The sequence below is a fragment of the Denitratisoma sp. DHT3 genome (genome assembly GCF_007833355.1).
Classification (GTDB): Bacteria; Pseudomonadota; Gammaproteobacteria; order Burkholderiales; family Rhodocyclaceae; genus Denitratisoma.
The window spans coordinates 2526099-2552634 of record NZ_CP020914.1; the positions used below are offsets into that span (position 1 = coordinate 2526099).

General features: G+C 66.0%; 23 protein-coding genes. 13 read left to right on the top strand and 10 right to left on the bottom strand.

The genetic code is table 11. The annotated features are described in order from the left end of the window. Positions 1-50: 50 nt before the first annotated feature. From B9N43_RS11630 to B9N43_RS11640, 3 genes are read left to right on the top strand one after another with little or no spacing between them, the layout of a single operon-like run. On the top strand, positions 51-1682 hold the full coding sequence (locus B9N43_RS11630) for an ABC-F family ATPase (RefSeq protein WP_145842358.1): 1632 nt from the start codon (positions 51-53) through the stop codon (positions 1680-1682). Continuing rightward, a complete protein-coding gene (locus tag B9N43_RS11635) occupies positions 1682-2233 on the top strand; it encodes a 1-acyl-sn-glycerol-3-phosphate acyltransferase (RefSeq protein WP_145842359.1) in 552 nt (183 codons plus the stop codon). The genes B9N43_RS11630 and B9N43_RS11635 overlap by 1 nt, the downstream gene beginning before the upstream one ends. Further along, positions 2230-4149 carry an ATP-binding cassette domain-containing protein gene (locus B9N43_RS11640; protein WP_145842360.1) on the top strand — a complete coding sequence of 640 codons (1920 nt, stop codon included), beginning with the start codon at positions 2230-2232 and terminating at the stop codon, positions 4147-4149. Before B9N43_RS11635 ends, B9N43_RS11640 begins: the two co-directional genes overlap by 4 nt. 45 nt (positions 4150-4194) lie before the next feature. Here the strand turns inward: B9N43_RS11640 and B9N43_RS11645 are convergent, their stop codons facing one another. Continuing rightward, entirely contained in the window at positions 4195-4647 is a 453-nt protein-coding gene (locus tag B9N43_RS11645) for a MaoC/PaaZ C-terminal domain-containing protein (protein ID WP_145842361.1), read from the bottom strand. A gap of 242 nt (positions 4648-4889) precedes the next feature. Between B9N43_RS11645 and B9N43_RS11650 the strand changes: the two genes are divergently transcribed. Continuing rightward, on the top strand, positions 4890-5336 hold the full coding sequence (locus B9N43_RS11650) for a lipocalin-like domain-containing protein (protein ID WP_145842362.1): 447 nt from the start codon (positions 4890-4892) through the stop codon (positions 5334-5336). Between the two features lie 25 nt (positions 5337-5361). On the opposite strand, the gene B9N43_RS11655 is transcribed toward B9N43_RS11650, so the two are convergent. The 3 genes from B9N43_RS11655 to B9N43_RS11665 form a co-directional block, all read right to left on the bottom strand. Continuing rightward, positions 5362-6843, bottom strand: a complete 1482-nt coding sequence (locus tag B9N43_RS11655) for a protein adenylyltransferase SelO (protein WP_145842363.1) — start codon at positions 6841-6843, stop codon at positions 5362-5364. A gap of 185 nt (positions 6844-7028) precedes the next feature. Further along, positions 7029-8012: an IS481 family transposase gene (locus B9N43_RS11660; RefSeq protein ID WP_145842364.1), complete on the bottom strand. Its 984-nt coding sequence runs from the start codon at positions 8010-8012 to the stop codon at positions 7029-7031. Positions 8013-8287: 275 nt separating this feature from the next. Continuing rightward, positions 8288-9601, bottom strand: coding sequence for an IS1380 family transposase (locus tag B9N43_RS11665; RefSeq protein WP_145840817.1), 1314 nt, complete (start codon positions 9599-9601; stop codon positions 8288-8290). A 128-nt stretch (positions 9602-9729) separates the two neighbouring features. Here B9N43_RS11665 and B9N43_RS11670 point away from each other — a divergent pair, with 128 nt between their 5' ends. Next, on the top strand, positions 9730-10233 hold the full coding sequence (locus B9N43_RS11670) for a MarR family winged helix-turn-helix transcriptional regulator (protein WP_145842365.1): 504 nt from the start codon (positions 9730-9732) through the stop codon (positions 10231-10233). Positions 10234-10259: 26 nt separating this feature from the next. On the opposite strand, the gene B9N43_RS11675 is transcribed toward B9N43_RS11670, so the two are convergent. Beyond that, positions 10260-10679 carry a hypothetical protein gene (locus tag B9N43_RS11675; protein WP_145842366.1) on the bottom strand — a complete coding sequence of 140 codons (420 nt, stop codon included), beginning with the start codon at positions 10677-10679 and terminating at the stop codon, positions 10260-10262. Positions 10680-10912: 233 nt separating this feature from the next. On the opposite strand from B9N43_RS11675, the gene B9N43_RS11680 reads away from it, so the two are divergent. The 4 genes from B9N43_RS11680 (at position 10913) to aroE (ending at position 15585) form a co-directional block, all read left to right on the top strand. Then, entirely contained in the window at positions 10913-11737 is an 825-nt protein-coding gene (locus B9N43_RS11680) for an undecaprenyl-diphosphate phosphatase (RefSeq protein ID WP_145842367.1), read from the top strand. A 132-nt stretch (positions 11738-11869) separates the two neighbouring features. Next, positions 11870-13858, top strand: a complete 1989-nt coding sequence (locus B9N43_RS11685; protein WP_145842368.1) for a ribonuclease catalytic domain-containing protein — start codon at positions 11870-11872, stop codon at positions 13856-13858. Positions 13859-13925: 67 nt separating this feature from the next. Next, positions 13926-14750, top strand: coding sequence for an energy transducer TonB (locus B9N43_RS11690; protein ID WP_261379316.1), 825 nt, complete (start codon positions 13926-13928; stop codon positions 14748-14750). A gap of 19 nt (positions 14751-14769) precedes the next feature. Then, positions 14770-15585 carry a shikimate dehydrogenase gene (aroE, locus tag B9N43_RS11695; RefSeq protein WP_145842370.1) on the top strand — a complete coding sequence of 272 codons (816 nt, stop codon included), beginning with the start codon at positions 14770-14772 and terminating at the stop codon, positions 15583-15585. 271 nt (positions 15586-15856) lie between these two features. On the opposite strand, the gene rpoH is transcribed toward aroE, so the two are convergent. Next, entirely contained in the window at positions 15857-16729 is an 873-nt protein-coding gene (rpoH, locus tag B9N43_RS11700; protein ID WP_145842371.1) for an RNA polymerase sigma factor RpoH, read from the bottom strand. An 83-nt stretch (positions 16730-16812) separates the two neighbouring features. Next, complete coding sequence (locus B9N43_RS17415; protein ID WP_222428719.1) at positions 16813-17496, bottom strand: energy transducer TonB; 684 nt, start codon at positions 17494-17496, stop codon at positions 16813-16815. A 189-nt stretch (positions 17497-17685) separates the two neighbouring features. On the opposite strand from B9N43_RS17415, the gene B9N43_RS11710 reads away from it, so the two are divergent. The 4 genes from B9N43_RS11710 to B9N43_RS11725 are packed head-to-tail and all read left to right on the top strand — an operon-like array spanning position 17686 to position 22443. Then, a complete protein-coding gene (locus tag B9N43_RS11710; protein WP_145842372.1) occupies positions 17686-19794 on the top strand; it encodes a TonB-dependent receptor in 2109 nt (702 codons plus the stop codon). Between the two features lie 8 nt (positions 19795-19802). Continuing rightward, positions 19803-20714, top strand: a complete 912-nt coding sequence (locus B9N43_RS11715) for a DUF4198 domain-containing protein (protein WP_145842373.1) — start codon at positions 19803-19805, stop codon at positions 20712-20714. Continuing rightward, positions 20715-21767, top strand: coding sequence for a 4Fe-4S binding protein (locus B9N43_RS11720; RefSeq protein WP_145842374.1), 1053 nt, complete (start codon positions 20715-20717; stop codon positions 21765-21767). It abuts the gene before it with no gap. Then, complete coding sequence (locus B9N43_RS11725) at positions 21760-22443, top strand: sulfite exporter TauE/SafE family protein (protein WP_145842375.1); 684 nt, start codon at positions 21760-21762, stop codon at positions 22441-22443. The genes B9N43_RS11720 and B9N43_RS11725 overlap by 8 nt, the downstream gene beginning before the upstream one ends. A 23-nt stretch (positions 22444-22466) precedes the next feature. Here B9N43_RS11725 and B9N43_RS11730 read toward each other — a convergent pair whose 3' ends face one another. The 3 genes from B9N43_RS11730 to B9N43_RS11740 all read right to left on the bottom strand — a co-directional run bounded on the left by B9N43_RS11730 (position 22467) and on the right by B9N43_RS11740 (position 26394). Further along, positions 22467-22943, bottom strand: a complete 477-nt coding sequence (locus tag B9N43_RS11730) for a TlpA family protein disulfide reductase (protein ID WP_145842376.1) — start codon at positions 22941-22943, stop codon at positions 22467-22469. A gap of 9 nt (positions 22944-22952) precedes the next feature. Then, on the bottom strand, positions 22953-24080 hold the full coding sequence (locus B9N43_RS11735) for a sialidase family protein (RefSeq protein ID WP_145842377.1): 1128 nt from the start codon (positions 24078-24080) through the stop codon (positions 22953-22955). A 124-nt stretch (positions 24081-24204) separates the two neighbouring features. Then, positions 24205-26394 (bottom strand): TonB-dependent receptor plug domain-containing protein, encoded by a 2190-nt coding sequence (locus tag B9N43_RS11740; protein WP_186453798.1) that lies wholly within the window; start codon positions 26392-26394, stop codon positions 24205-24207. Positions 26395-26536: the final 142 nt, after the last annotated feature.

Sequence of the window (26536 nt, forward strand, 5' to 3'; positions counted from 1 at the left end):
CGCGTGTTTTTCCGGCATCCACCGGAGCAATTCAGCGAGGAAGGCAACAGATGCTGGTCGCGTCAAATATTACCATGCAGTTCGGGGCCAAGCCCCTGTTCGACAATGTCTCCGTCAAGTTCGGCGAAGGCAACCGCTACGGCCTGATCGGCGCCAACGGCGCGGGCAAATCCACCTTCATGAAGATCCTCGCCGGCGTGCTGGAACCCTCGGCGGGCAACGTCTCGATCGATCCGGGCGAGCGCATGGCCTTCCTGCGCCAGGACCAGTTCGGCTACGAGGACATGCGGGTGCTGGACGTGGTGATGATGGGCCACGCCGAGATGTGGGCGGTGATGCAGGAGAAGGATGCGATCTACGCCAACCCCGAGGCCAGCGAAGAGGACTACATGCACGCCGCCGAACTGGAGGGCAAGTTCGCCGAGTACGACGGCTACACCGCCGAATCGCGCGCCGGCGAGCTGCTGCTGGGCGTGGGCATCCCCACCGAGCAGCACAACGGCCCGATGCGCGAGGTGGCGCCGGGCTGGAAGCTGCGGGTGCTGCTGTGCCAGGCGCTGTTCGCCAACCCCGAGATCCTGCTGCTGGACGAGCCCACCAACAACCTCGACATCAACACCATCCGCTGGCTGGAGGATGTGCTGAATCAGCGCGAGTCCACCATGATCATCATCTCCCACGACCGCCACTTCCTGAACCAGGTGTGCACCCACATGGCCGACCTGGATTACGGCACGATCAAGGTCTACGGCGGCAACTACGACGACTTCATGGAAGCCAGCACCCAGGCCCGGGAACGCCAGCAGGCGGCCAACGCCCGGGCCAAGGAGCGGGTGGCCGATCTGCAGGATTTCGTGCGCCGCTTTTCCGCCAACAAGTCCAAGGCGCGCCAGGCCACCAGCCGCCTGAAGCTGATCGAGAAAATCAAACCCGAGGACGTGAAGCCCTCCAGCCGCCAGTACCCCTGGATCCGCTTCGAGTACGACGACAAGGACAAGCTCCACCGCCTGGCCGTGGAACTGGACAACGTCAGCTTCGGCTACGACCCCAAGCAGCCCGTGATCAAGGGTTTCTCCACCGCCATCGAGGCCGGCGACAAGGTCGCCATCATCGGCGAGAACGGCGTCGGCAAGACCACCCTGCTGCGCCTCCTGGCCGGCGAGGCGCTGGGGGGCCTCGCGCCCGACTTCGGCAGCATCAAATGGGCCGAGAAGGCCAAGCCCGGCTACTTCGCCCAGGACCACGCCGACGACTTCGCCAGCGGCGAGAGCCTCACCGACTGGATCGTGCAATGGGTGCGCGAAGGCGGCTACGACGGCAACGACGTCGAGACCCTGATCCGCGGCACCCTCGGCCGGCTGCTGTTCTCCGGCGACGAGGTGAGGAAGTCGGTGAAGGTGATCTCCGGCGGCGAGCAGGGCCGCATGCTGTTCGGCAAGCTGATGCTCCTGCGCCGCAACGTGCTGTTGCTGGACGAGCCCACCAACCACCTGGACATGGAATCCATCGAGTCGTTGAACACGGCCCTGGACAAGTTCCCCGGCACCCTGATCTTCGTTTCCCACGACCGGGAATTCGTCTCCTCGCTCGCCACCCGCATCATCGACATCCGGCAGGATCGCAGCATCGTCGATTACCGCGGCACCTACGAGGAGTATCTGGCCAGCCAGGGCATCGAGTGATGAAGTCCCGGCTCGCCGTCCGGATCCTCCGCGCATTCGGCTGGCGCGTCGTCTTCCCGCCGCCGCCGCCCAAGGCGGTGGTGGTGCTCTACCCCCACACCTCCAACTGGGATTTCATCATCGGCATCCTGACCCGTGCCGCCATCGATCTGCCCGCCCACTGGGGCGGCAAGGACACCCTGTTTCGCGGCCCCCTGGGGCCCCTCTTCCGCGCCCTGGGCGGCATCCCGGTGAACCGGCGCGAACGCACCGGCTTCGTCACGCAGATGGCCGCGGCCTTCGACACCCAGGACCGCTTCTATCTGGTGCTGGCCCCCGAAGGCACCCGCAGCCTCACGCCGGGCTGGAAGAGCGGCTTCTACCGCATCGCCCTCGAAGCCGGCGTCCCCCTGGCCCTGGCCTTCATCGACTACGCCCGGCGGGAAGCGGGCATCGCCGAGTACCTCACCCTCAGCGGCGACGAGGCCGCCGACATGGCCCACATCGCCGCCAGCCTGCAGGGCCGGCGCGGCCGGCGTCCGGAACTGGCTTCGCCGGTGAGGCTGCTGTGATCCAGCTGCGCAATCTCGGCTTCGGCCGCGGCGGCGAGCTCCTGGTCGAAGGCGCCTCGCTGCAGGTCCATCCGGGCTGGCGCGTCGGCCTCACCGGCGCCAACGGCTGCGGCAAATCCTCCTTCCTCGCCCTGCTGCGGGGCCAGCTCCACGCCGACCGGGGCGACCTGGAAATGCCGCGGTCCTGGGTGGTGGGGCACGTGGCCCAGGACACACCCGCGCTGCCAGATGCCGCGCTGGACTTCGTGATCGGCGGCGACGAGGAATACGCCGCCATCGCCGCCGAGCTGGCGGCGATGGATGCCGCCCACCATGCCGACGGCGAGCGCATCGCCACCCTCCACGGCCGCCTGCAGGAAATCGACGGCTACGGCGCCCGCGCCCGCGCCGCGGCCCTGCTCCATGGCCTGGGCTTCGCCGACGCCGATCTCGCCCGCCCGGTGGCGGAATTCTCCGGCGGCTGGCGGGTGCGCCTGAACCTGGCGCGGGCGCTGATGTGCCGTTCCGACCTGTTGCTGCTGGACGAGCCCACCAACCACCTCGATCTCGACGCCGTGCTCTGGCTGGAGGACTGGCTGCGCCGCTATCCCGGCACCCTGATCCTGATCTCGCACGACCGCGACTTCCTCGACGCGGTGGTGGAGCGGGTGCTGCACGTGGAGCAGCGGCGCATGACGCTCTACGCCGGCAACTACTCCGCCTTCGAGCGCACCCGCGCCGAGCGCCTGGCGGGGCAGCAGGCCAGCTTCGACAAGCAGCAGCGCCAGATCGCCCACCTGCACAGCTACATCGACCGCTTCCGCGCCAAGGCCACCAAGGCGCGCCAGGCGCAGAGCCGCCTGAAGGCGCTGGACCGGATGGAGCTGATCGCCGCCGCCCACGTCGATGCCCCCTTCAGCTTCGGCTTCCTGGAGCCGGCCGGCATGTCCGATCCGCTGCTGCAACTGGAAGCCGCCGACATCGGCTACGCCGCCGCGCCGCTCTTGCGGCGGATCACCCTCGGGCTGCGTCCCGGCATGCGCCTGGGCCTCCTGGGCCGCAACGGCGCCGGCAAATCCACCCTGGTCAAATGCCTCGCCGGCCTCTTGCCGCCCCTGGCCGGCAAACGCCTCGAAGGCCGCCACCTGGCCATCGGCTACTTCGCCCAGCACCAGCTGGAGCAACTGCGCCCCGACGAATCGCCGCTGCAACATCTGCTGCGCCTGGAACCGCAAAGCCGCGAGCAGGACCTGCGCGACTATCTGGGCGGCTTCGATTTCCGCGGCGACATGGCCACCGAGCCCTGCGGCCGCTTCTCCGGCGGCGAAAAAACGCGGCTCGCCCTGGCGCTCCTGATCCGCCAGCGGCCCAACCTGCTGCTGCTGGACGAACCCACCAACCACCTCGATCTGGAAATGCGCGAGGCCCTGACCCTGGCGCTGCAGGAGACCGAGGCCGCCGTGGTGCTGGTCTCCCACGACCGCCATCTGCTGCGCACCACCTGCGACGAGCTGTGGCGGGTGCACGACGGCGTGGCCGAGCCCTTCGACGGCGACCTCGACGACTACGCCCGCTGGCTGGAGAAGCTGCGCAATGAAGCCGTCACGACCGCCATGGCCGGCACCGACAGCGCGGACAGGACCGCCCGCAAGGAAGCGCGGATGGAGAGCGCCGCCCAACGCCAGGCCCTGCTCGCACAACGCCGCCCCCTGGCGAAGGAGGCGGAGAAACTGGAAAAGCAGCTGGCCGGCTGGCAAGGCGAAAAAACCCTGCTCGACGCGCGCCTGGCCGACCCCGGCCTCTACAGCGGTCCCGACCGCACCCTGATGGAATCCCTGCTCAAGCGCCAGGCGGAGCTCGCCGCCGGCATCGAGGCGGCCGAACTGCGCTGGCTGGAAGTGCAGGCTTCACTGGAAACCCTGCCGGCGGTGGATTGAGGGCGGTCCGCGCTGCGCATCAGGCGCTCCGGACGCTCCGGACACTCAAGCGCCGTCGCTGCGCGCTTGTACCACCAGCTGGTTGATGAAGCTCACCACGGTTTCACCCCGCTGGTTGAAGAGTTCCACGTCCAGCCCCAGTACGCCACGGTCCGGGCGTTTGCTGGAGCGCCGCCGTTCTCCCAGCGTCAATCGCACCCGCAGCCGATCGCCGAGCAGGCCCGGGCGATGAAAGCGCACCTGATCCCACCCGCCCGCCGCGATGACCGCGAATTTCGGCATCGGCGCCGTGTGGCTGAGCCGGATGGCAATGCTCAACAACTGCGCGCCGGCGGCCGACAGCCTGCCGGCGGGCGTCTTGGCCGCCGCGGCCTCGTCCAGATGGATGGGGAACGGATCCCATTGCCGGGCGAACGCCTTGATGTCCTCCGCCGTCAGCTCGAACATCTCCTGCGACAGCCAACTTCCGTCTTGGGCGATGTCTTCGAAATACACCATATATCCTCCGCTGGAATGGAAATTTAGGCTCGCCTCCTTCGCCCCCTCGGGGGGGCGAGTCGGCTCGCTGCGCTCGATGTTACGGGGAACTTCGTGGCAAAAGTGTGCCGTTTGCACCTCCGGCGCGGGCCGCACTTCCTTGGGGCGGGCCGTGTCGCCGTGGTTATCTACTTTCTCAAGATTGAACGATCAGGCATGCCTCGCCTTTATCATCGCGGTTTCACCACGTCACCAAGGTCATCATGAATACGTCCCCGTCTTCCTCCGCGCACGATGCCAACGCTGTCCTGGGTACCTGGAACCTCGTCGCCTTCGAGGTCGAAGCGCAGGCCACGGGCGAGCGCAGGCCGGCGTTCCCCAGCCCGAGCCGGGGCCGGCTGATCGTGCTGCCGGAGGGGATCATGATGGCCCTCATCACCCTGGCGCCTGGTCCGCTGCCCAAGACCGCCGCGGACCAGGCGGCGGCCTTCAACACGATGATCGCCTACTCGGGGCGCTATCGCATCGAGGGCGACCAGTTCATGACGGACGTCGATCTGGCCTGGCACGCCGGCTGGGTGGGCAGCCTGCAGTTGCGCACCTATCGCTTCGTCGGGGAACGACTGGAACTGATCTCGGCCTGGGCGCCCAACCCGGCGCAGCCGGAGCAGATGGGCCGGGGCATCCTCCTCTGGGAACGGGAGTCCTGAAGTCCCGGACCGCCGCCGCGCCGGCTCACGTGCCGCAGAAGGTGCGATAGGCGGCCGTCACTTCGGCGGGGGCCGGCTCGGTATAGGCGGCATCCTCGATCCGGGTCGTGAAGGGTCGTTGCAACACGTCCAGCAGGCGTTCGAAGGGGCCCAGGTCGCCGGATTCCACGGCGGCGGCAAGCGCCTCTTCCACCCGATGATTACGGGGAATCACCCAGGGATTGGCCCGGGCCATGGCCGCCAATAGCTCGGAGCCGCGCCGGGGTTGGCGCTGCCGCCAGCGTTCGTGCCATGCAGCGAATGCCGCATCGTCGGCGTCGTGGAGGTGGCGCTCCGTCTCGGCGACGCCGACGGCAAGGTCGTGAAGCGCACGAAAGGCATTGGTGAAATCCCGCTGCCGGGCGTGCAGCAGGGCGAGGAAATCCTCGGCCAGGGCACGGTCGTCCTCGGGCCGACCCGTGTCGTCCAGACCCAGCTTGGCGCGCATGATTTTCAGATGATGCGCCTCGAAGCGTTCGCTGAAGGCGCTCACCGCGGCCGACGCCTGTTCGACGGCGCGGTCGCTGTCGGCGTCGATCAGCGGCAACAGGGTTTCGGCCAGCCGCGCCAGGTTCCATTGGGCGATCGCGGGCTGGTTGCCATAGGCGTAGCGACCGTGGTGGTCGATGGAACTGAAGACGGCGGCGGGATCGTAGGCCTCCATGAAGGCGCAGGGACCGTAGTCGATGGTCTCGCCGGAGAGGGTCATGTTGTCGGTGTTCATCACGCCATGGATGAAACCGACACCGAGCCAGCGCGCCACCAGATGGGCCTGCCGCTCCACGGCGCCTTCGAGCAGGGCCAGGTAGGGCGCGGGATGTCCGGCGAGTTCCGGGTAATGGCGGGCGATGACGTAGTCGGCCAGGCGCTTCACGGCCTCCGGACCATGGTGGGCGGCGAAGTATTCGAAGGTGCCGACGCGCACGTGGCTCGCGGCCACGCGAGTCAGCACGGCGCCGGGCAGCGGCCGCTCCCGGCGCACCACGCCGCCGCTGGCCACCACGGCCAGGGCGCGGGTGGTGGGAATGCCCAGCGCGGACATGGCCTCGCCGATCAGGTATTCGCGCAGCGCCGGGCCCAGGGCGCACATGCCGTCGCCGTTGCGGGAAAAGGGGGTGCGGCCCGAGCCCTTGAAGGCGATGTCGCGGCGCCGGCCATGGCGGTCGATCACTTCGCCCAGCAGCAGGGCGCGGCCGTCGCCCAGTTGCGGCGAGAAACCGCCGAACTGATGGCCGGCGTAGGCCTGGGCCAGAGGTTCGGCGCCGCAGGGCACCGTGTTGCCGGCCAGCACGGCCAGGCCATCCGGCCCGGCCAGCGCCGCCGGGTCGGCCCCAAGTTCTTCCGCCAGGGGACGGTTCAGGCAGATCAAGGCGGGCCGAGGGGCGGGTGTCGGCTGCCAGCGCACGTAGAACCCTGCCAGATCGCGGGCATAGCTGTTGTCGAAAGTGAAGAATGCGGGAGAAGTCATCGGTGGTCGACGCGGGTTCGGACAGGTTCAGGCCATTTGGCCCATTTGACCCGAAGCTTATCGGGAAAGTGCCAACCCCATTGCGGCCAGGGGCAAAGGGTCCTTCTTTCCGCCCCTGAGATTCGATGAGGCGCGCTCGCGCGGTCGATCTCCTCTGGCGGGATGTTCAGGAGGCAGGGAATGAACTAGATGTCTAGTCCCGCCTGGTTATAAACACGTTTTTTGAACAATTCTGGTTTTTTCTGCTGCCATTCCTTGAGCGCCTGAATGGGAGAACGATGGTTGAGTGCGCGCTGCGGAATCTGCTGGTTGTAGGTTTTTACATAGCGCGCAAGCGTCGTCTCCAACTCAGCGGCTGAAGCAAATCGGGTCTGGCTCACCACCTCACTGATTCGGCCATTGAAACGCTCGACCATCCCGTTGGTCTGCGGGTGGCGTGGCGGGCACAGGCGGTGCTCGATGTTCAGCGCCGCGCAGCGTACATCAAAGACGTGGCGTCCTGTGGGCTCACGCTTTTTGCTTGTGAAGCGGTCGGTAAACTGGCTGCCGTTGTCCGTGAGCAGTTTGACGATCTTCATCGGTGCGGCGCGTTCCAGGCGGTTCAAAAAATCCACGCTGCTACGCTCGCTTTGATCGGCATAGATATGCATGAACACCCAGCGTGTGGCGCGATCGATAGCCACAAACAGGTAGCGCCGCTCTTTTTCGTCGGGCATCTGCGGTAAGTACTTGATATCCATGTGCAGGAAGCCTGGCTCGTAATCCTTGAAGGTTTTGACAGAGGGCTGGATTTCGCCTGCATCGGCCAGTGCCTCGGCTTGTTGTTGGCGCAGGTTGGCCACGCCATGGCGGCGCAAGCAGCGATCCAGTCCCGAGCGCGAGACTTCCGGATTGATGAATTCGCGCACCACAGCCACCAGGTCATCTAACGGCAGCAGCGTCAGGCGCCGTAACGCCACGACAATCGCCTCTTGCGCAGGCGTCAGCGTGGTACAGAGCTTGTGCGGGCGGTGCGATAAATCCTCCGGACTATCGCGCCGCTTCCACTTACGCGCGGTCGCTACGCTGATGTTGTAGCGTTCTGCCAACTCAGCCAGCGATGCGGATGACTGCTTGATCTCTGTTCGCGTTCGAGGGGTCGTTCGGGCTTGGGCGTGGACTTCACTCATGTCGCTTGCTTCGCTTTCAAGGTTTCAATCAGACCACGCATCACTTCTCTTGCTCGAAAGAGTGGCCAGCTACGAAGCGGGATATGATCACACGGGATGCAACAACTAGCCCGGATATTTCACCAGCCCTATGATTTGGGCGCGTAGATATGCTGGACGGGTTGATCGTGATGCGTGTGGAGGCATTTGATCAAATCTTGATCAAATAAGCGAATTTCAGACGGACTTCCCCCAACCCCCGAAGCTCACCATGTCGGGGACGCACTCGGTTGCGGCTATGGAGACGCCAAGGCGTTGGCGGCGATGAAGTAGATATCGCGCAGCGGATGGTGCGACGCCAGCAGGATGCGAATGCGCCGCGTATTGCGAATCACCGCCGCCCCGATCTTGAGCAGTTTTACGCGAATCGTCGCCGCCGTGGCCTTCGCCAGATCGGTGTGCCGGAGCGCGATCTCGCGCAGGCGTTGCATCAGCGTGTAAGCCAATGCCGAGAACAAGATGCGCAGCCAGTTGGCCAGGAACTTGTGGCAACTGGCGCGCGTACCGAACAGATCCAACTGGGTTTCCTTGATCCGGTTCTCGGCCTCGCCCCGCTGGCAGTAGAGGTCGTCATACAGCTCCTCGGCAGGACGGTCGAGGTTGGTCACGATGAAACGCGGATTGGTGCCCTGGACGCCAAACTCCAGGCGGGTGATCAGGCGTCGTTCCCGATCCCAGCTCTTGGCGGCGTAGGAGAATTGCCGGATCAGTCGCTGCTTGACCCCGGTGTCGTGGAAAGCCTGCGCCATCGTCTGCTCCCAGTCAGCTACGTGGCGATGCAGACGGGCATTCCTCGCCATCCCGATGATGTAGCCGACGCCGTGGCGTTCGCACCAGCGGATCAGGCGCTGGCGGCAGAATCCCGAATCCCCGCGCACAATGATCCGCAGGGCCGGCCAGGTCTGGCGTAGCCGGGTCACGATCAGCTTGATTACGGCGGCCGCATGCTTGGCACCGTCGATCCGGCTGCGGCGCAGGACGCAGGCGAGCATGGCCTTGCCAGCGAACACATACAGGGGCAGGTAGCAGTAGTGGTCGTAGTAGGCGTGGAACTCGGTCTGTTCCTGTTCCCCGTGCAGCGGGATGTCGGAGGCGTCGATGTCCAGCACCAGTTCCTCCGGACAGGTCGCCTGGCTAGCAATGAACTGGTCGACCAGTACCCGGTTCAAGGCCACGATGTCCGATCGCGTGGCCCGCTGCTCCAGCCGACACAGGGTCGGGCTGCTGCCCAATTCATCACCCGTGCCGACGGCGGTTTGCATCAGCGGGTCGTTGCGCAGGGCGGCATGGTCGTTCAGATCCTCGTACCCGCAGCACAGGGCATACAGGCGCTGGGCGACCAGGTCGCGCATCCCATGCGTGATGCGATCCTGATCCCGTGGGTCGTGCAGTGCTTCCGCTACCGCACGTGACAATCCAATGCGCCGGTCGACTTGCCGCAGCAGCATCAGGCCGCCATCGGAACTGAGCGCGCCACCCTCAAAATTCGCCTCAATCGTGCAACGACCCAGGCGCCCAAACTCCATGTCCCCACGCGTACAATTTGGCATCGGCGGAATACTCCGTTAACCCTGTCTCGACACCAGTATTAACGCGCCTCACGGCGATTCCGCCGACCTACTTTCGTGAAATATTCGGGCTAGACTCGCCGGCCTGCCCGGATCGCCAGGAAGCCGCCATGTCCGTCAAAAAGAACCCGACCGTGCCGCCCGCTGGAATGGATATCGAGTCCTATCAGACCCAACACAAGATGCCGCTTGGGTTTCTGATGGGCATGGTGAACAACGCGCTGATCCATCGCGTGGACATGGCGCTGGCTCCGTGGAGCATCACCGGCTCGCAGTGGGGCGTCTGCCGCATGATTCAGAAAGGCCTGGGCAGCACGGCGGCCGACCTCTGCCGCATCTACGGCTACGATTCCGGCGCGATCGCCCGGATTCTGCAAGCCCTGGAGAAGAAGGGCCTGATCCGGCGCGAACGCAGCCCCGACGACCAGCGCCGGATGGATATCAAGGTCACCGATCAGGGGCATGCACTGATCGCTGAATCGCTGCCCAGCGTGCGACGGGTCGGCACCCGCACCATCAAGGGCTTCACCGAGGAAGAGGTGAGCCTGTTCAAGGACTTCGTGCTGCGGGCCTACGTGCAGTTGATCGGCGAGGACGCCGACGAGGAGGAGTAGCCTCAGCGGGTCCCGCCGGACCGCCGCTACTGGCCCTTGAAGACCAGATCGTAGCTGCGGGACTGGTCGTCCACGCACACCCCGCCGCCTTGGCCGCCGCCGCCGCTGCTCAGGTCGCAGCGCAGACCCTTGCCGTCGGGGGACGTCAGCAAGGCCTTGTAGGCGGTGCTGTCGCCATAGGACTGGATGGCGCCGAACTGGGAATGACGCCTGCCGTAGGAGTAGGTTTCGATGAAACCGTAGCTGTCGGACGACGCCGTCCGTATCATCGGCCCGCTGTAGCCGACGCCTTCGATGGTCACCGACAGGATCGATGCCCCGTAGCCGTCGCTTTGCACCAGGCCGCCGTAGATCTTGCCGCTGTCGCGGCCCATCAACTGCACCTGGGACTGGCTGGCGCAACCCGCCAGCAGCGCGGCCAGGGCGAGCGGTATCAGTCTGTTCATGGCAATCTCCTCGTCGCGGAAAACGATGTCAGGCTTTTCCAGATACTTTCAAGTCTAGCGTGAAAAACGAGCTTTTCCGCCGCGCCACCTTTCCCACGATGGGGAAAAGCGGCACGCGGCGCCAGCCGCATCCTATCGGTGCCATTACAACGTTCCCCCAAACATCCGAGCGCAGCGAGCCGTATCGAACCCCCCGGAGGGGGGCGAAGGGGGGCGAGGGTATAATTCCCACCATGGACCCCATCCTCCTGCTGCATGCCCTGATCCTCGGCGTCGTCGAGGGCCTCACCGAATTCCTGCCCATCTCCAGCACCGGCCACCTGATCCTGGCCGGCGACCTGCTCGAGTTCAACGACGAGCGCGGCAAGTTGTTCGAGATCGTGATCCAGTCCGGCGCCATCCTCGCCGTCTGCTGGGAGTACCGATCCCGGATCGGCCGGGTGCTGGCCGGCCTGCCACGAGACCGGGAAGCCCAGCGCTTCGTCCTCAACCTGTTCATCGCCTTCCTGCCGCTGGCGCTGCTGGGCCTGGCCTTCCAGAAAGCGATCAAGGCCCACCTGTTCAAGCCCGTTCCCGTGGCGCTGGCCTTCATCGTCGGCGGCCTGGTGATTCTCTGGGCCGAGCGGCGCAAACACCGCATCCGGGTCGAGACGGTGGAGGAACTGGACATCATCGACGCCTTCAAGCTCGGACTGGCCCAGGCCCTGGCGCTGATTCCCGGTACCTCCCGTTCCGGCGCCACCATCGTCGGCGGCCTGCTGTTCGGCCTGTCGCGCAAGGCCGCCACCGAGTTCTCCTTCTTCCTCGCCATTCCCACGCTGCTGGTGGCCACCGCCTACCAGCTCTACAAGGAGCGGGCACTGCTCAACGCCGACGACATCGGCATGTGGGCGGTGGGTTTCGTCGCCGCCTTCATCTCCGCCTTCCTCTGCGTGCGCTGGCTGCTGCGCTACATCGCCAGCCACGACTTCACCCCGTTCGCCTGGTACCGCATCGCCTTCGGCCTGGTGGTGCTGGCCACCGCGCATTACGGCCTGGTGGACTGGACCGCCGCATGATCCTTTCCCCGCGCGGCGCTTCTTCCTCCTTTGGGGAGGCAGGAAACAATCCCATCTCCACCCCAACCCTCCCCTCGAAGGCGAGGGCGTCATACATCCGGACGAAGTGATCGACTTCGCCGCACTCGACTCATGAATATCCTGTTCGAAGAAGAAGGCGGCTTCAAGGCCGGCAGCGTGCTCGCCGACAACACCACCTCGCTGCAAGTGGAGCTGCCCTCGGGCAAGCGCAGCAAGGTGAAGGCCGCCAACGTACTGCTGCGTTTCGCCGCCCCGAGCGCCGCCGAACTGCTGGCCCGGGCCGAGAGCGAGGCGGCGGCGATGGACGCCGACTTCCTCTGGGAAGCCTGTCCGGACGGCGAATTCGGCTTCGAGGAGATGGCCGCCGACTACTACGGCCACAGCCCGGCGCCGGCCGAGGCGGCGGCACTGCTGTTGCGGCTGCACGCGGCGCCGATGTATTTCCACCGCAAGGGCAAGGGGCGTTTCCGCAAGGCGCCGCCGGAGATCCTGCAGGCCGCCAAGGCCGGCCTGGAAAAAAAACGCCTCCAGGCCGAAGCCCAGGAACGCATGGCCGAGGAACTCAAGGCCGGCCGCCTGCCCGCCGAATTTCCGCCCCTGCTGCGGGAGATGCTCTACAAACCGGACCGCAACCGGATCGAGACCAAGGCCCTGGAAGCCGCCTGCGCCGAGACCGGTCTGTCGGCGCCGCGCCTGCTGGAAAAGTGCGGCGCGATCACCGACACCCACAAGTACCACCTGGGCCGCTTCCTGTTCGAATTCTTTCCCAAGGGAACGGAATTCCCTGCCCTGCCGGGGAAAACCGAAACGGCCCCCCCCAGCCTTCCCCGCCAAGCGGGGGAGGCTGGGGGGGAAGGTGCTGCCGATTTCGCGGGACTTCCGCTTGCGGCAGTCCAAGCCTTTTCCATCGACGACGCCCACACCACGGAGATCGACGACGCCCTCTCGGTCGTGTTCCAGCCCGACGGCGGCCTGCGCGTCGGCATCCACATCGCCGCGCCGGGCCTGGGCTTCGGTCTCGACTCCGAGCTTGGCGGGATCGCCCGGGAACGGCTGTCGACGGTCTATATGCCCGGCCGCAAGATCACCATGCTGCCCGATCCGGTGGTGGAGCGCTTCACGCTGTCGGCGGGCCGCGATGTGCCGGCCGTCTCGATGTATCTGGAAGTGGCGCCCGATCTGCGCATCCTCGGCCATGAGAGCCGCATCGAGCGGGTGCCGGTGGTGGCCAACCTGCGCCACCACGATATCGAGCCGCTGTTCAACGAGCAGACCCTGCAGGCGGGGCTGGGCGAGTTCCCCTTCCGCGACGAGCTGAAGCGCCTCTGGGAGCTGGCCGCGGTGCTCGAAGCCGGCCGCGGCAAGGCCGGCAAGCAGAACCAGCGCAAGGACTACAACTTCCACGTGGACTGGGCTCGCACCTCGCCGCAGGGACCGGGCTGGATCGAGATCGAGGAACGCCCGCGCGGCAGCCCGCTCGACACGCTGGTGGCGGAATTGATGATCGTCGCCAACGCCACCTGGGGCAGCCAGCTGGCGGCCGCCAAGGTCGGCGCCCTGTACCGCGCCCAGACCACCGGCAAGGTGCGGATGACCACCGTGCCCGCGCCCCACGAGGGCCTGGGCGTGGACTGCTATACCTGGACCACTTCGCCGCTGCGGCGCTACGCCGACCTGGTGAACCAGTGGCAATTGATCGCCCTGCTGCGCCAGGAGACCCCGCCCTTCCCGCTCAAGTCGGCGGAACTGCTGGCGGCGATGCGGGATTTCGACGCCACCTATTCCGCCTACGCCGATTTCCAGCGCGGCATGGAGCGTTACTGGTGCCTGCGCTGGCTGTTGCAGCAGGGCCGCACCACGCTGACCGGCCAGGTGATCCGGGAAAACCTGGTGCGCTGCGACGACCTGCCCCTGGTATTGAGGGTACCGTCCCTGCCGGCCTGCGATCCGGGACAGGCGGTGGCGCTGGCGGTGGAAGGCATCGACCTGCTGGACGCCGAGATCCGCCCGCGATTCGTTGAGATGCTGACATCACCCGCACCTGACGGGGTTTTTGACGAAGAGCGCGGCGAAGAGGGCGACGAAGAAGCCCCAGAGTAAAATCCAGGCCATGGGGAAGCGCTCGACCTGGCCTGTTTTCATCACAGCCCTGTTGCACCTACCGACAATGGCGTTGGCCATTGCGGTTTCGGTCGCCTTGCACGCCGGCTTGCTGACCATCCACTTCACCTTCCCCGGCACCCTGGAACGGGTGACGACGCGGGCGCTGGACGTGGTGCTGGTCAATAGCAAGCACGCCGCCCGCCCCACCCACGCCCAGGCCAAGGCCCAGGCCAATCTCGACGGTGGCGGCAATACCGACCAGGAGCGGCGCGCCGCGACGCCGCTGCCGCCCTCGGCGCAGACCCGCGAAGGCGACGATCTGGCGCAGACCCGGCGCCGCGTGGCGCAGCTGGAAAGCCAGACCCGCCAGCTGCTCAGCCAAATGCGCAGCAAGCGGGCCTTCAATGCCGGCGCCGCGCCGGCCCAGCCGCTGCCGCCGGACACCGCGCCGGGCCAGGACCTGTACAGCCGCTCAATGGCCATCGCGCGCCTGGAAGCCCAGATCGAAAAACAGATGGACGACTACAACAAGCGTCCGCGCAAGAAATTCATCGGCGCCCGCACCGAGGAATACCTGCCGGCCCAGTACCTGGAGGACTGGCGGCAGAAGGTGGAGCGGGTAGGCAACCTCAACTATCCGGAAGAGGCGCGCGGCAAGCTCTACGGCAGCCTGGTGGTGTATCTGGAAATCAATGCCGAGGGCCAGTTGGAGCGCGCCGAGATCCAGCGCTCCTCGGGCAACAAGATCCTGGACCAGGCGGCGCTGCGCATCCTGCGCCTGGCCGCGCCCTTCGCCCGCTTCCCCGACAACCTCAAATCCCAGTTCGACATCCTCGCCTTCGCCCGCACCTGGAGCTTCACCCAGGCCGATATGCTGAAAGCGCAATGACCCGCGCCATGACCACTCCATGACAGATCGTTACGCCGTGGTGGGCAACCCGATCGCCCACTCCAAATCCCCCCGCATCCATGCCCTGTTCGCCGCCGCAAGCGGCCAGGACATGCGCTACGAGGCGCTGCTGGCGCCGCTGGACGGCTTTGCCGCCACCGTGCGCGGATTCATCGCCGACGGCGGACGCGGCATGAACGTCACCGTGCCCTTCAAGGAGGAGGCCTTTCGCCTGGCCGATACCCTGACGCCGCGCGCGCGGGCGGCGGGAGCGGTCAACACCCTGGCGTTCGAGCAGGGCCGCATCCTCGGCGACAACACCGACGGCGCCGGCCTGGTGGCGGACATCACCGGCAATCTGGACCGCGCGCTGGCGGAACGACGGGTGCTGCTGCTCGGCGCCGGTGGCGCGGCGCGCGGCTGCATCCTGCCGCTCCTGGGCGAGCGGCCGGCGCGGCTGTTGATCGCCAACCGCACGGCGGAAAAGGCCCGCGGCCTGGCCCGCGAGTTCAGTGCCAACGGGGCCAACGTGGACGGCTGCGGCTTCGACGAATTGTCGGGACAAAGCTTCGACGTGGTGATCAACGCCACGTCGGCGGGCCTCGCCGACACCGGCCTGCCGCTGCCGCCCGGCTTGTTCGCGCCGGGCGCGCTGGCCTACGACATGGTCTATGGCAAGGCAACGCCGTTCCTGACGCTGGCCGCCACGGCCGGCGCGCGCTGCGCCGACGGCCTGGGAATGCTGGTGGAGCAGGCGGCGGAAGCCTTCCTGCTGTGGCGCGGCCTGCGCCCGGCGACGGCGCCGGTGCTGGCCGCACTGCGCAAAAATGAGTGACGCTCCCCCCTTCGCCCCCCGTGGGGGGTTCGATACGGCTCGCTGCGCTCGGGTGTTTGGGGGAACGTTGTAGCTGGCACCGATAGGATGCGGCTGGCGCCGCATGCCGCTTTTCCTTGCGGCGGCGCGGCGGAAAAGCTCTGTTGGGGCAGCGCTGACCAATCACCACCCGTTCGGGCTGAGCTGGTCGAAGCCCGCTCCTACGCGACGCGGAGGGTTTTCGCCGTGCCCGTCGCGTCGCCGTGGTTTTGAGGGTGCTTCGTGGTGGCAATCAAACCTGATCGGCCAGCAGCGCCTTCATTTTCTGCAGCGCCTTGGCTTCGATCTGGCGGATGCGCTCCGCCGAGACGCCGAATTCGGCGGCCAGTTCGTGCAGGGTGGCCGCTTCGCAGCCTTCATCGACCAGCCAGCGCCGCGCCACGATGGCGCGGCTGCGCTCGTCCAGCCCGGCCAGGGCGCTGCGCAGGCCCTCGCCCTGCAGCCGGTCGTATTGCTTCCGCTCCAGCTGCATCGAGGGATCAACGCTGTTGTCCGCCGCCAGATAGGCGATCGGCGCGAAGTGCTCCTCGTCCTCCGCGCCGACCGGCTCCAGGGCCACGTCGCCGCCGGCGAAGCGGGTTTCCATCTCGATCACTTCCTCGGGCTTGACACCCAGCTGCGCGGCCACCGCGCGCACCTGCTCCTGGCCCAGGGCGGCGAGGTTCTGCTTGAGGCTGCGCAGGTTGAAAAACAGCTTGCGCTGCGCCTTGGTCGTGGCGATCTTCACCAGGCGCCAGTTCTTCAGGATGTATTCGTGGATCTCGGCCTTGATCCAGTGCATCGCAAAAGAGACCAGGCGCACGCCGCGCTCCGGGTCGAAGCGCTTCACCGCCTTCATCAGGCCCACGCTGCCTTCCTGGATCAGGTCCGCCTGCGGCAAACCGTAGCCCGCGTAGCCGCGTGCGATGGCGATCACCAGCCGCAGATGGGAAAGCACCAGCCGGCGCGCGGCTTCCAGATCATTCTCATCATGGAAGCGCAAGGCCAGTTCATGCTCCTCCTGCTCGGACAGCATCGGCACCCGGTTCGCCGCCTGGATATAGGCCTCCAGGCTGCCGGTCGCGGCGGGAAGGGAGAAATTCGCGGCGGTCAGGGCATGGCTCATAAGACATCACCTCCTTTATGAGATCAATCTTAGCACTCTCCGCAAGAGAGTGCTAAAGCCTGCCGAAGTTCCCGACCGGGCGGCTAACTGGCCAGGGAAAACTCCACGGGGACTTCCACCCAGGCCTCGACCGGTTCCGCGCCCAGCCGCGCCGGCACGAAGCGCCAGCGCGCGACCGCTTCCCGCGCCGCTTCGTCGAGACGCCGATAGCCGCTGCCCTGCCTGACCTCCACCCGCAGCGGACTGCCGCCGGCGCTGACGAGGACGCGCAGCAGCACGCTGCCCTCCTCGTTGAAGCGCCGCGAGGCAGGGGGGTAGGCCGGTGTGGGATTGCGCAGGTAGTCGGCATCAAAGCGTGCGGCTGTGACGATCGGCGCCGACGCCGCGTCCGCCTGCCTCGCCACGGACGTTGCGGCAACGGGCGGCTGAGGGGCATGGTGGATGGCCATGGGTTCCGAAGGTGCTGGCACCAGCGGGGCCATCACGTCGGACCGGGGAATCTTGGCGGACTCGCGCGCCTGGGCCTTGGCCGGAGCCGGCTCGGGCGCCGACGCCGCGACCGTGGCAAGCACCTGGACCGGTACGACCTGTGCGGCCGGCTCGTCGGGTTGTGGCCCCCGCCCCTGGAGCAGCGCCGCCACCACCGCCGCGTGCAGCAGGAGCACCGCCCCAAAGCACGGGCGGCGCCAGAATGGCCTGGGCCTGACCAGCAACGCACGATGGTGGCAGACCGCGCCGGCAAGTGGAAATGCGACTGCATGGCTCACCGGTCTCTCCCTTTTCCCCTTCAAATCCCGCTGCGGATTCTAGGTTCCCGCCCCAATCCAATGGAATGCGGCGGAATGTCCCATGCGGCGTTTTGACTCAGGACGGTGACATATGCCGGCCATAGCATTCCCCCCCTCCGCCCCGGCACCGTACCCGGGCGCGGCGTTCGTTGAAAGGGAGAGTTCTAAATGCAATCCGCAAACATGCGCCCTCTGTTCCTGCTTACGGTCGTGGCGCTCGGGCCGGCGACGGCAGCCGCTCAGGAGGTTCGACTGGACAAGATCAGCGTCACCGCCACGCGTGAGGCGAGATCCACCGCCGACGTGCCGCAGGCGATCGCCGTGGTCGGACAGGAGACGCTGGACGAGAAGAAGATGTTCAACATCAAGGATGCGCTGCAGGGCATTCCGGGCGTGCTGATCGACAGCAAGAACGGCGGCTTCGACGCTCGCCTGATCATCCGCGGCGCCGGCCTCAAGGCACCCTACGGCATCCGCGAAATCATGGTGCTGCGCGACGGCGTCCCCCTCAGCGATCCCGACAGCTTCACCCGCCTGGACTTCGTGGACACGCTCGACATCGAGCGCATCGAAGTGGCCAAGGGACCGGGCAACCTGTTCGCCAGCGGCAGCAGCGGTGGCGCGATCCAGATCTTTTCCAAGTCGGTGTTCGAGCAGCGCGCCAACAGCCTGCGCGTGGGCTACGGCAACGACGGCACCGAGAACTACCATCTGCGCTACGGCTGGAAGCTGGGCGACGACCAGGCCCTGGCGGTGACCCTGACCCACCGCAAAATGGACAACGACTGGCGCTACCGGAACAGGTTCGACACCACCCAGAGCTCGCTGAAGCACGGCCTGGCGCTGAGCGGCGGCGACGTGCTGGAGAGCGAGATATCCTATTCCGAGGCGAACATGCAATTGCCCGGCGCGATGGACAACGGCGCCGCCAATGGTTACATGTTCGACCGCTTCCGCGACAGCGGCAAACAGACGGGCACCTCGGAGGCATGGAAGCATTCGGGGCGCTATTCCAAGGTCTGGTTCCTGAATTCCAAGCTTGAAATGCAGCGCGGCGCCTTCACCTTCAAGCCGCGGGTGTATTTCAACACCTGGTACCACTACCACCCGGTGACCGGCATCATCAACGAAACCGCCTCCTGGGTCTGGAACCTGGGCACCGACCTGGAAGCCCAGTACAAACATGACCAGGGCAGCCTGGTCGGCGGCCTGACCCTGCGCCAGGAGCGGCAGCCGGATTCGCGCAAATACCAGTACGGCGACGTCGCGCGGATCGTCGGCGGCCCCCAGGCGGGACGCATCACCGCCACGCTGTCGGACCGCAAGGGCGTCCTGGCCGAAGTCGACGACAGCAAGACGCTGCTCACCGGCGTCTATGTCCAGGAATCCTGGCGCCCCGACGCGCGCTGGATCGTCGACCTGGGCATGCGCTACGACACGGTGCGCTTCGAGGATCGCAATCAGCAGTTCTGGAAATTCGACTACGCCAGCGGCCGCTATGTGACCGGAGCGGGACGGAGTTCGCTGACCAAGACCTTCGACCTGCCGGCGCCCAAGCTGGCGGTCAGCTACAAGCTGAACGAATCCTTCAACGCCTTTGCGATGGTCACCCAGGCCGGCCAGATCCCCTCGACCAGCGAGATTTCCAACAATCCACGCCTGGAAGCGCCCATCGCCCGCAACCATGAACTGGGACTGAAGGGGCGGGGGTCGGACTGGCAACTGGACGCCAGTCTGTATTCCAACCCGGTGCGGAAGGAGATCGTGCAGCAGTACAACGGCGGTGTCACCAGCTATCTGAACGCCGGGCGCACCGCCAAGAAGGGCTTCGAACTCGCCGCGACCCTGGGACTGGGCGGCGGTTGGGAAGGCGGGGGTCACTATGCCTATGCCGACTACAAGTACCAGGACTTCACCGAACTGGTCGGCGGCGCCAACCTGGACCGCGCCGGCAAGTACCTGCCCTTTGTTCCCAAGCGTCAATACGGTGTCTTCATGGGCTGGAAAGGCGGCTCCTGGCGCGCTCGCCTGAGCGCCAACTCATGGGGCGAATACTGGCTGGACAACGCCAACACCGAGAAGTACCAGGGCTGGGAATGGGTGACCAACCTTTCCCTGGCGTATGAGCGGAACGGCCACTCCCTGAGCCTGAACGTGGACAACCTGGCCGACAAGCACTACGCCTTCGAAACCAAGAAGGACACCAGCGGCCGGGTGACCTATACCGCTGGCGCACCACGCTCGGTGAACCTGACCTACCGCTACGACTTCCAGTGAGCGAGGCCATGGCGCATCGACCGATCCTCATCCTGCTGGGCGCGCTCGCCCTGTCGTCCCCACTTGTCGCGGCCCAGGATGCCGGCCACGCCGGCCATCACACGCATGGCGCCGCCGCGGACGGCGACCGCCCCGCCCAGTCCGCGACAGTGCAATGGACCCGTTTCCCCCTGCTGCTGCCGGCCATGGCCGGGCGCGGCGAGCGGAACACGGCCCGGCTGCGGATGGTAAACCTGGCGTCGGCCGGAGTCCGGGTCTACGCCCCCGACGGTCCGCCGCAGCGTCGCGAGGCGGACTTTCCGGTGGAAGCCGGCCGCGCCAGCATCCGGCCCACCACGGCCGCCACCGGCAACTACCACTGGCTGGTGGCGCGCCAGGAGGTGGGCAACGCGGTCAACATCGCCTCCAGCGCCTGGTATTTCAGTAATCCCGGCACCGCGCCGAAATTGCTGCTGCAACAGGTGAAGCATGAACTGGAGATCGTGCCCCTGCGGCTGCCGAGGGAGCACGGCAGCTATCGGGAAAGCGAGAAATGGCCGTTCCAGGTGCGCTATCAGGGTGCCCCGCTGGCCGGCCAGCGCGTCACGCTGGAGACGGAATTCGGCAGCCGCAGCACGCTGACGACCGATGCCCAGGGACAGCTGCTGGTGCTCTTCCCGCGCGATTTCCCGCCGCCGGAGGCCGCCTCCCGCAGCCGCGGCCAAGGGGAGAGCCATGGGCGGCGGCGCGCCCAGTTCGTCCTGTCCACGGACAAAAACGATCAGGACAAGCACTACCTGACCGCCTTCAACTACCACTACACCGAGGAACCCGGGCGGCGCCAGAGCCTGGCCTGGGGCGCCGTATTCGGCCTGATCGGCATGGCGGCGGCCACGCCCCTGCTGCTGCGCAGGTCCGGCGGCATGCGCAAGGAGACGTAAATGCTTAAGTCCTGGTTTCCGACCCTGGGGCGCCTGCGCCTGACGGTCCAACTGCTGATGCTGGTGGTGACCGTGTATGGCGGCAATCTGTTCGGCTATTACGCCGCGGAGAAGATCAGCAACGCTCTGCCCGCCCTGTCCTGCGCCTACGACCAGCAGGACGCGGCGTATTGCATCCTGATCCCGACCCAACATCAAATTCATCACCGCATCGGCGAGGCGATGGTGCGTGCCCAGCAGCTGACGGTTCAGATGGTGCTGCCCCTGCTCATGACCTTCCTCAGTTTTTTCGCCTTCTTCTTCGTGCTCGGCAAGGCCTTCTGCGGTTGGGTCTGCCCGCTCGGCACCTTGCAGGAATTGGTCGGGCGCGTGGGCCGACGCTTCAACGTCGGCCTGCGCCGCGTCGAGCCGGGCGACCTGGCGCCGGTGCACCGCCTGCGACCGGTGAAATGGCTGCTGCTGCTCGGCCTGGTGTTCGTGCTGCCACTGCTCGCGGGCCTCGGCGTAGCGCCGCACAGCCTGGGCAATCCCTATTGCGATGTCTGTCCCTCCCGTATCGCCACCACGCTGCTCACCGGCAGCACCGAGCAATTGGCACTCAACATCGGCGACAACGTCAGCTTTGCGCTGGGCGCCGCCGCCAACACCCTGTTCGGTTTCATCGTCGTCGGCGCGCTGGCGATCCGCCAGCCCTTCTGCCGCATCTGTCCGCTGCTCGCCCTCAATGCCCTGTTCCAGCGCCTGTCGCCGCTGCGACTGGTGAAGAAGCGGCATGAAAACTGCGGCAAGTGCCGGGTCTGCAGCGAGGCGTGCCCGATGGACATCCCGGAGATCGCGACCGAGGAGGGCCGCCGCGCCTTTCACGAAGACTGCACACTGTGCGGACGCTGCGCCGAATATTGCCCCCAGGACGGCATCATCAAGTTGCAGTGGGGACCGCTGGCGCTGTTCTCTTCGCGCCGCGAGTACTACAAGCAGCGGGTCCAGGCCGAACTGCCGGATGGCACCGTGAAGCCGATCAAATTCGTCAACAAGGTCAAGACCGATGCCTGAGAGCGCGGCACCCGTCGGCCTGCTGTCGATCTGGCTGCTCGGCGTGTCGATGGGCATGACGGCCTGCACCGTCACCTGCCTGCCCTTCATCGGCACCTGGACCCTGGGACGGATCAGCGGCAGTGCGGAGGCGTTCACCCACACCAGCGCCTTTCTCGCCGGACGGATCGCCACCTACGCCCTGCTCGGCGCCCTGGCCGGCCTCGCGGGGCAGGGACTGGCGCGCGCCCTGGGCGGCAACCTGGGCAATGCGGCAATCGGCGCGGCCAGCATCCTGGCGGGCCTGTGGCTGCTGTGGCAGCCACCACAGCGCGATCGGCGCCGCATCCCGCCTCGCGACGCGCCGGTCCGGTTCCATCCTCGCGGCGCCCGCGGATTCGATGCGCTGCCGCCCCTGCTGCTCGGCGGCGCACTCAGCCTCACGCCCTGCGCGCCGCTGGCCTCGCTGCTGGCGCTGGCGGCACAGAGCGGTACCGCGGCTCAGGGCGCGACGTATGGGCTGACTTTCGGCCTGGGTGCGGCCGTGACGCCGATTCTGGTGCTGGTGCCGCTGGCCGGACGCCTGGGGCGCGAATTGCGCGCCGGCCGCTTCTGGATCACCCGCTGGCTCAACCTGGGCGCGGCGGGGGTGCTGATCATGCTGGGATTGCGACGCCTCTGGCCGCTACTGGGTTGAACGGGGCGGGTCGTGACGAGCCGCTACCTTGTCTGCTCCGTCGCCCAGCGCGCCAGGCGTTCGCCGGACACGATGCCGGAAGTCGCCTCGACGCGGTGGGCGGCATCGTAGAAATAGGTGCGCGGCAGTTCGCCCCACCAGCGCGGGTCCACCTCGAAGCGCAGCCGCTGCGGCTGGGGCGCGGCGAACACCCACTGCTCGCTCGCGGCGAGCCCCTGGCGCGCGGCGAAGTCGGCCAGGGCATCGGCATCGGCCGGGGTGTCGGTGGAGACGAGGACGATCTCGACCTTGGGGTGGCGCCTCTTCAATTCGCCCAGGGCCTTGAGTTCCTTGGGGCAGTGGACGCAGTCGAGCGACCAGAAACTGAGGATGAAGGGGCGCCCCTCGTGCTGGGCGCGAATCCTCGCCACGCTGCCGCTCTCGAAGGGACGGACTTCGGCGTGGAGCGGGGCGGCGGCGAGCAGGAAGGCGCAGGCGGCGAGCAGGCTGAAACGTTTCATCCGGATTTCCTACAGTTCGAACAGACGCAGACCCTCGTCCGCCGTGTTCCAGGCCAGCCAGGCCTTGCCCCGGCCCTCCAGCAGCAAGGGGTAGTCGGCGGCGCCGGCCGTGGCGGCGCGGGAGACCGGGGCGGTCCAGTGCTGGCCGCGGTCCGCGGAGGCCATGAGCTGGATGCGGGTCTGCCGGCCGTCGAATTCCTGCCAGGCGAGGAACACGCTGTCGCCATGGACCAGCACGGTCGGATGCCCGGGCTGGGCGTCCAGGTTGCCGAAGGCGAGCGGGGCGCGCGGCGACGCCGATTCGCCATCCCCGTCGATACGCCGGTAGTAGAGGCCGGCCTTGCCGGCGGCGCCGGTGAACCAGACGAGATGCCGGGCGCCGCGGTCGTCGATCGCCAGCGCGCCGCCATGATGCGGGCAGCCGTCGATGCGCCAGCCGTCGTCGGTGGCGCGCCGCAACGGCGCGTCGAAGCGGGCGAGGGCGAAATCGCGGATGCCGCCGGCGAACACGTGCCGCCAGAAGGCCACCGGCATGCCGTCGCGGTCGGCGGCGAGTGCCACCCGGCAGCACTCGCAGGAGTGGTCGGCAAGCTTGCGGTTGGGCAGGAAGCTCTTGCCGCCGTCGGTGGAGCGGGCGACATACACCGCCGCACCCGCATAGGGCTTGCCGGCGCGGCGGGCGGCCTCGAGGTCGCGCTTGTCCAGCCAGGCCAGGGACACCTGGCCCCGGGTGTCGACCACCAGATCATCGAAACGATGGCTGATCACCTCCCGATTGTCATTTACCGTTATCGGCACCGAAAAGGTTTTCCCGCCATCCAGGGAACGGCTGAAGCGAATGTCTCCTGTCGTGGGTTTGTCCAGACCTCGGGTATAGGAAACGAACAGACGTTCGCCACGCACCACCAGCTTGGGGCGGTTTTCCCCGTCGCCAAGCACGGCCTCGGGCTCGGGGTTGATCCGCACCGGCGTGCTCTGGGTGGCGCCCAGGTCGTCCGAGTAACGGGCGTAGAGATGCTGCTCCCGGTACGACACGGTCCACAGCCGTCCCTGATCGTCGAAGGCCGCGGCGATGGCCAGGGAAGGTTTGGCCAGGGTCCTGCGCCAGAGCGCCTCCCGGTCGGGAGAAGACGCCACCGGTTGGAGTGCGTCAACAGAACGGGCAGCGGGCTCTGCCCTGGCGGAGGTAATCGCGGCAATCAGGAGCAGGGCAAGAACAAGGTTCTTCATTGTCGTGGCAAGGTTGTTTATCCGGCATTGATCAGAATGACGCCCTGACCCCCATGGTCATGTTGAACGGCATGCCCAGCGCAGGAATAGTCCCTGTCGAAAGGATGGTTCCTTCCTTGGTGGTCACCGCCAGACCCTGGTCGTAATAGCGCTTGTTGCCCAGATTCTGGACTGCGCCGTAAACCTCCAGTGCTTCGCTGACCTTGTAGCTCACCCCGAGATCAGCCAGCGTGGCGGAACTGTTGCGCTGCGTATGGGCCGTGTTGTTCCAGTAGGAAGGAAAAGCCTTGAATTGCAGTGACAGGGTCAGGCCAGGAGAGGTCTGCCAGCTTGAGCCCAGGGTTGCCATCCATTGGGGAACTTGACCGAGCTGGGCATTGACCGGTGCCGCCGGTGCTGCCAAGGACGGCTTTTGCGCGTAATCGGAACTGGTGAGGTACGCAATGGTGCGGGTGACGCCGCCCGTGAATTTCACGGTCTTGCTGGCTTCCCAATTCACCAGGAGTTCGGCGCCCTTGAGAATCGCATCACCGGCATTGACGTACTGGTTCACGTTGGTGATGAAATTGGCGGGAAGGCCGGCGCCGGTCACCAGATAGTCACAGTCCCCGGCGGCGCCTCGGCATACGGGCACATAGTCGATGTAATTCTTCAGCTTGTTGCGGAACATGGTGAAGGCGACGTCAAGGCCGGGACGAACGTAATCGAAGCCGATTTCCTGTCCCAGATTGGCCTGGGGCGTGAGCGCCTCATTCGTTGCCAGATAGTTGGTACCGCTTTGTGTGCTGCGGTACATCTGATTCATGCCGGGGGCGGCGAAGTTGCGGTACACCGCGGCACGCACGTCCAACCCGTTGGCGAAGTAATACTTGGCACCGAGACGGGGATCGAATTGGCTGTAGGACTTGTTTTCCAGTCTGCTCGTCGCCGCGAAATTTCCGATTTCGTTGCTCACGTTGCCATTCAGCGTGCGGAAATGATCCTGGCGCAACCCCAGGGTGATATCCAGCGGCATGCCGACCGGGCGATAGGTTCCCTGGGCAAAGACACCTGAAAACCCGTGTTCGGCGCGAGCGATGATGTGAGCGCTGATGCCGCTGACCTTATAGAAATTATTGTTGTCATGCGCTTTGATGTTGCGGAAGTCGAAACCGACCTTCACATCCTTGAGACTGCCAAAATCCTTCTGGTAGAACAGCGAGCCGCCAAGGCTGTCGTATTTTGCCTGTTCGATCTGAGAGTAGTAAGGCACCACGACCGCGTTGGGCGACAAAATGCTGAATGCCGGCGTGGTATTGGCGTTGGCCGTGGTCATCTCGCCCTCGTTGTACCAGCCGTGCATGTTGATGCTGCCCCCGTCGGCAAACCGGGTGGACCCGCCGCCACTGATCTGGATTTTTTCCCAGGAATTTTTGGCGATATCCCAAACTTGGCCGGACTGCTTTGTCGTGTGGCCATTCAGCTTCACGTAATACGTTGAATCCCGGGATGGACGGTAATAGGCTGACAATGCCGCATAACCCGTCTCCGATGCCGTCGCCGACATCTTCGAGTTGCGGTACTGACCGGGGGTGAGCTGATAGCCATCGCTGTTGGCGCCACCGACGCCGATACCGACCGTCAGCGTCTCCGAAGAAAACAGGGTTGCCGCCACATCCCAGATTTTCGTATTGAAACTTCCATAGCTCGCATGGACGCGGTTTTCATTGGGCGCGGGCTCCCGGGTCACGATATTCACGATCCCGCCCATGGCGAGGTTGCCCCACATGCTGGTGGCGCCACCGCCGCGAATCACCTCGATCCGCTCAACGGCATCCTTCGGCACCTGGGCCCAGTCCAGGGTGCGGAAATAGGGGTCATTGATCGGAATGCCATCGACCATCACGAGCGTATTCACGTTCGTAGTCGTACCGAATCCGCGAATGCTGAACACTTGGCCCGTGGGATGAATCTGGCCCGCAGGACGCTGGGATGCAAACACGCCGGGGATCTTGTTAACAATCTGATCCACACTGGTCTCCGGAAAAAGGCGGACTTCCTCTCTGGAGATGATCGTCGTACTCATGTCCATCTCTTGCAGATTGGATCCCCGCCCCGCCGTGACGGTGATGGCACCGAAATCGGCAATTTTGACTTTGGTACCTTCCGTCAACTCCTTTTCGGCCGAGTGGGCCGGAAAAGCGCAGGCGAGGGCGAGGACCATGGTGGTGGGGCGCAGCATTGTGTTCATCCTTGAAAAAAAAAAGTAGTTAACCACGGCGAACACGACGACACGGCCAGCGAGCACGGCGAAACCACGAAGACTTCCATCGTTTTGATGAATCACCCAATGGGTGAAATGGGATGAAGCGAGAAAGCCAGGA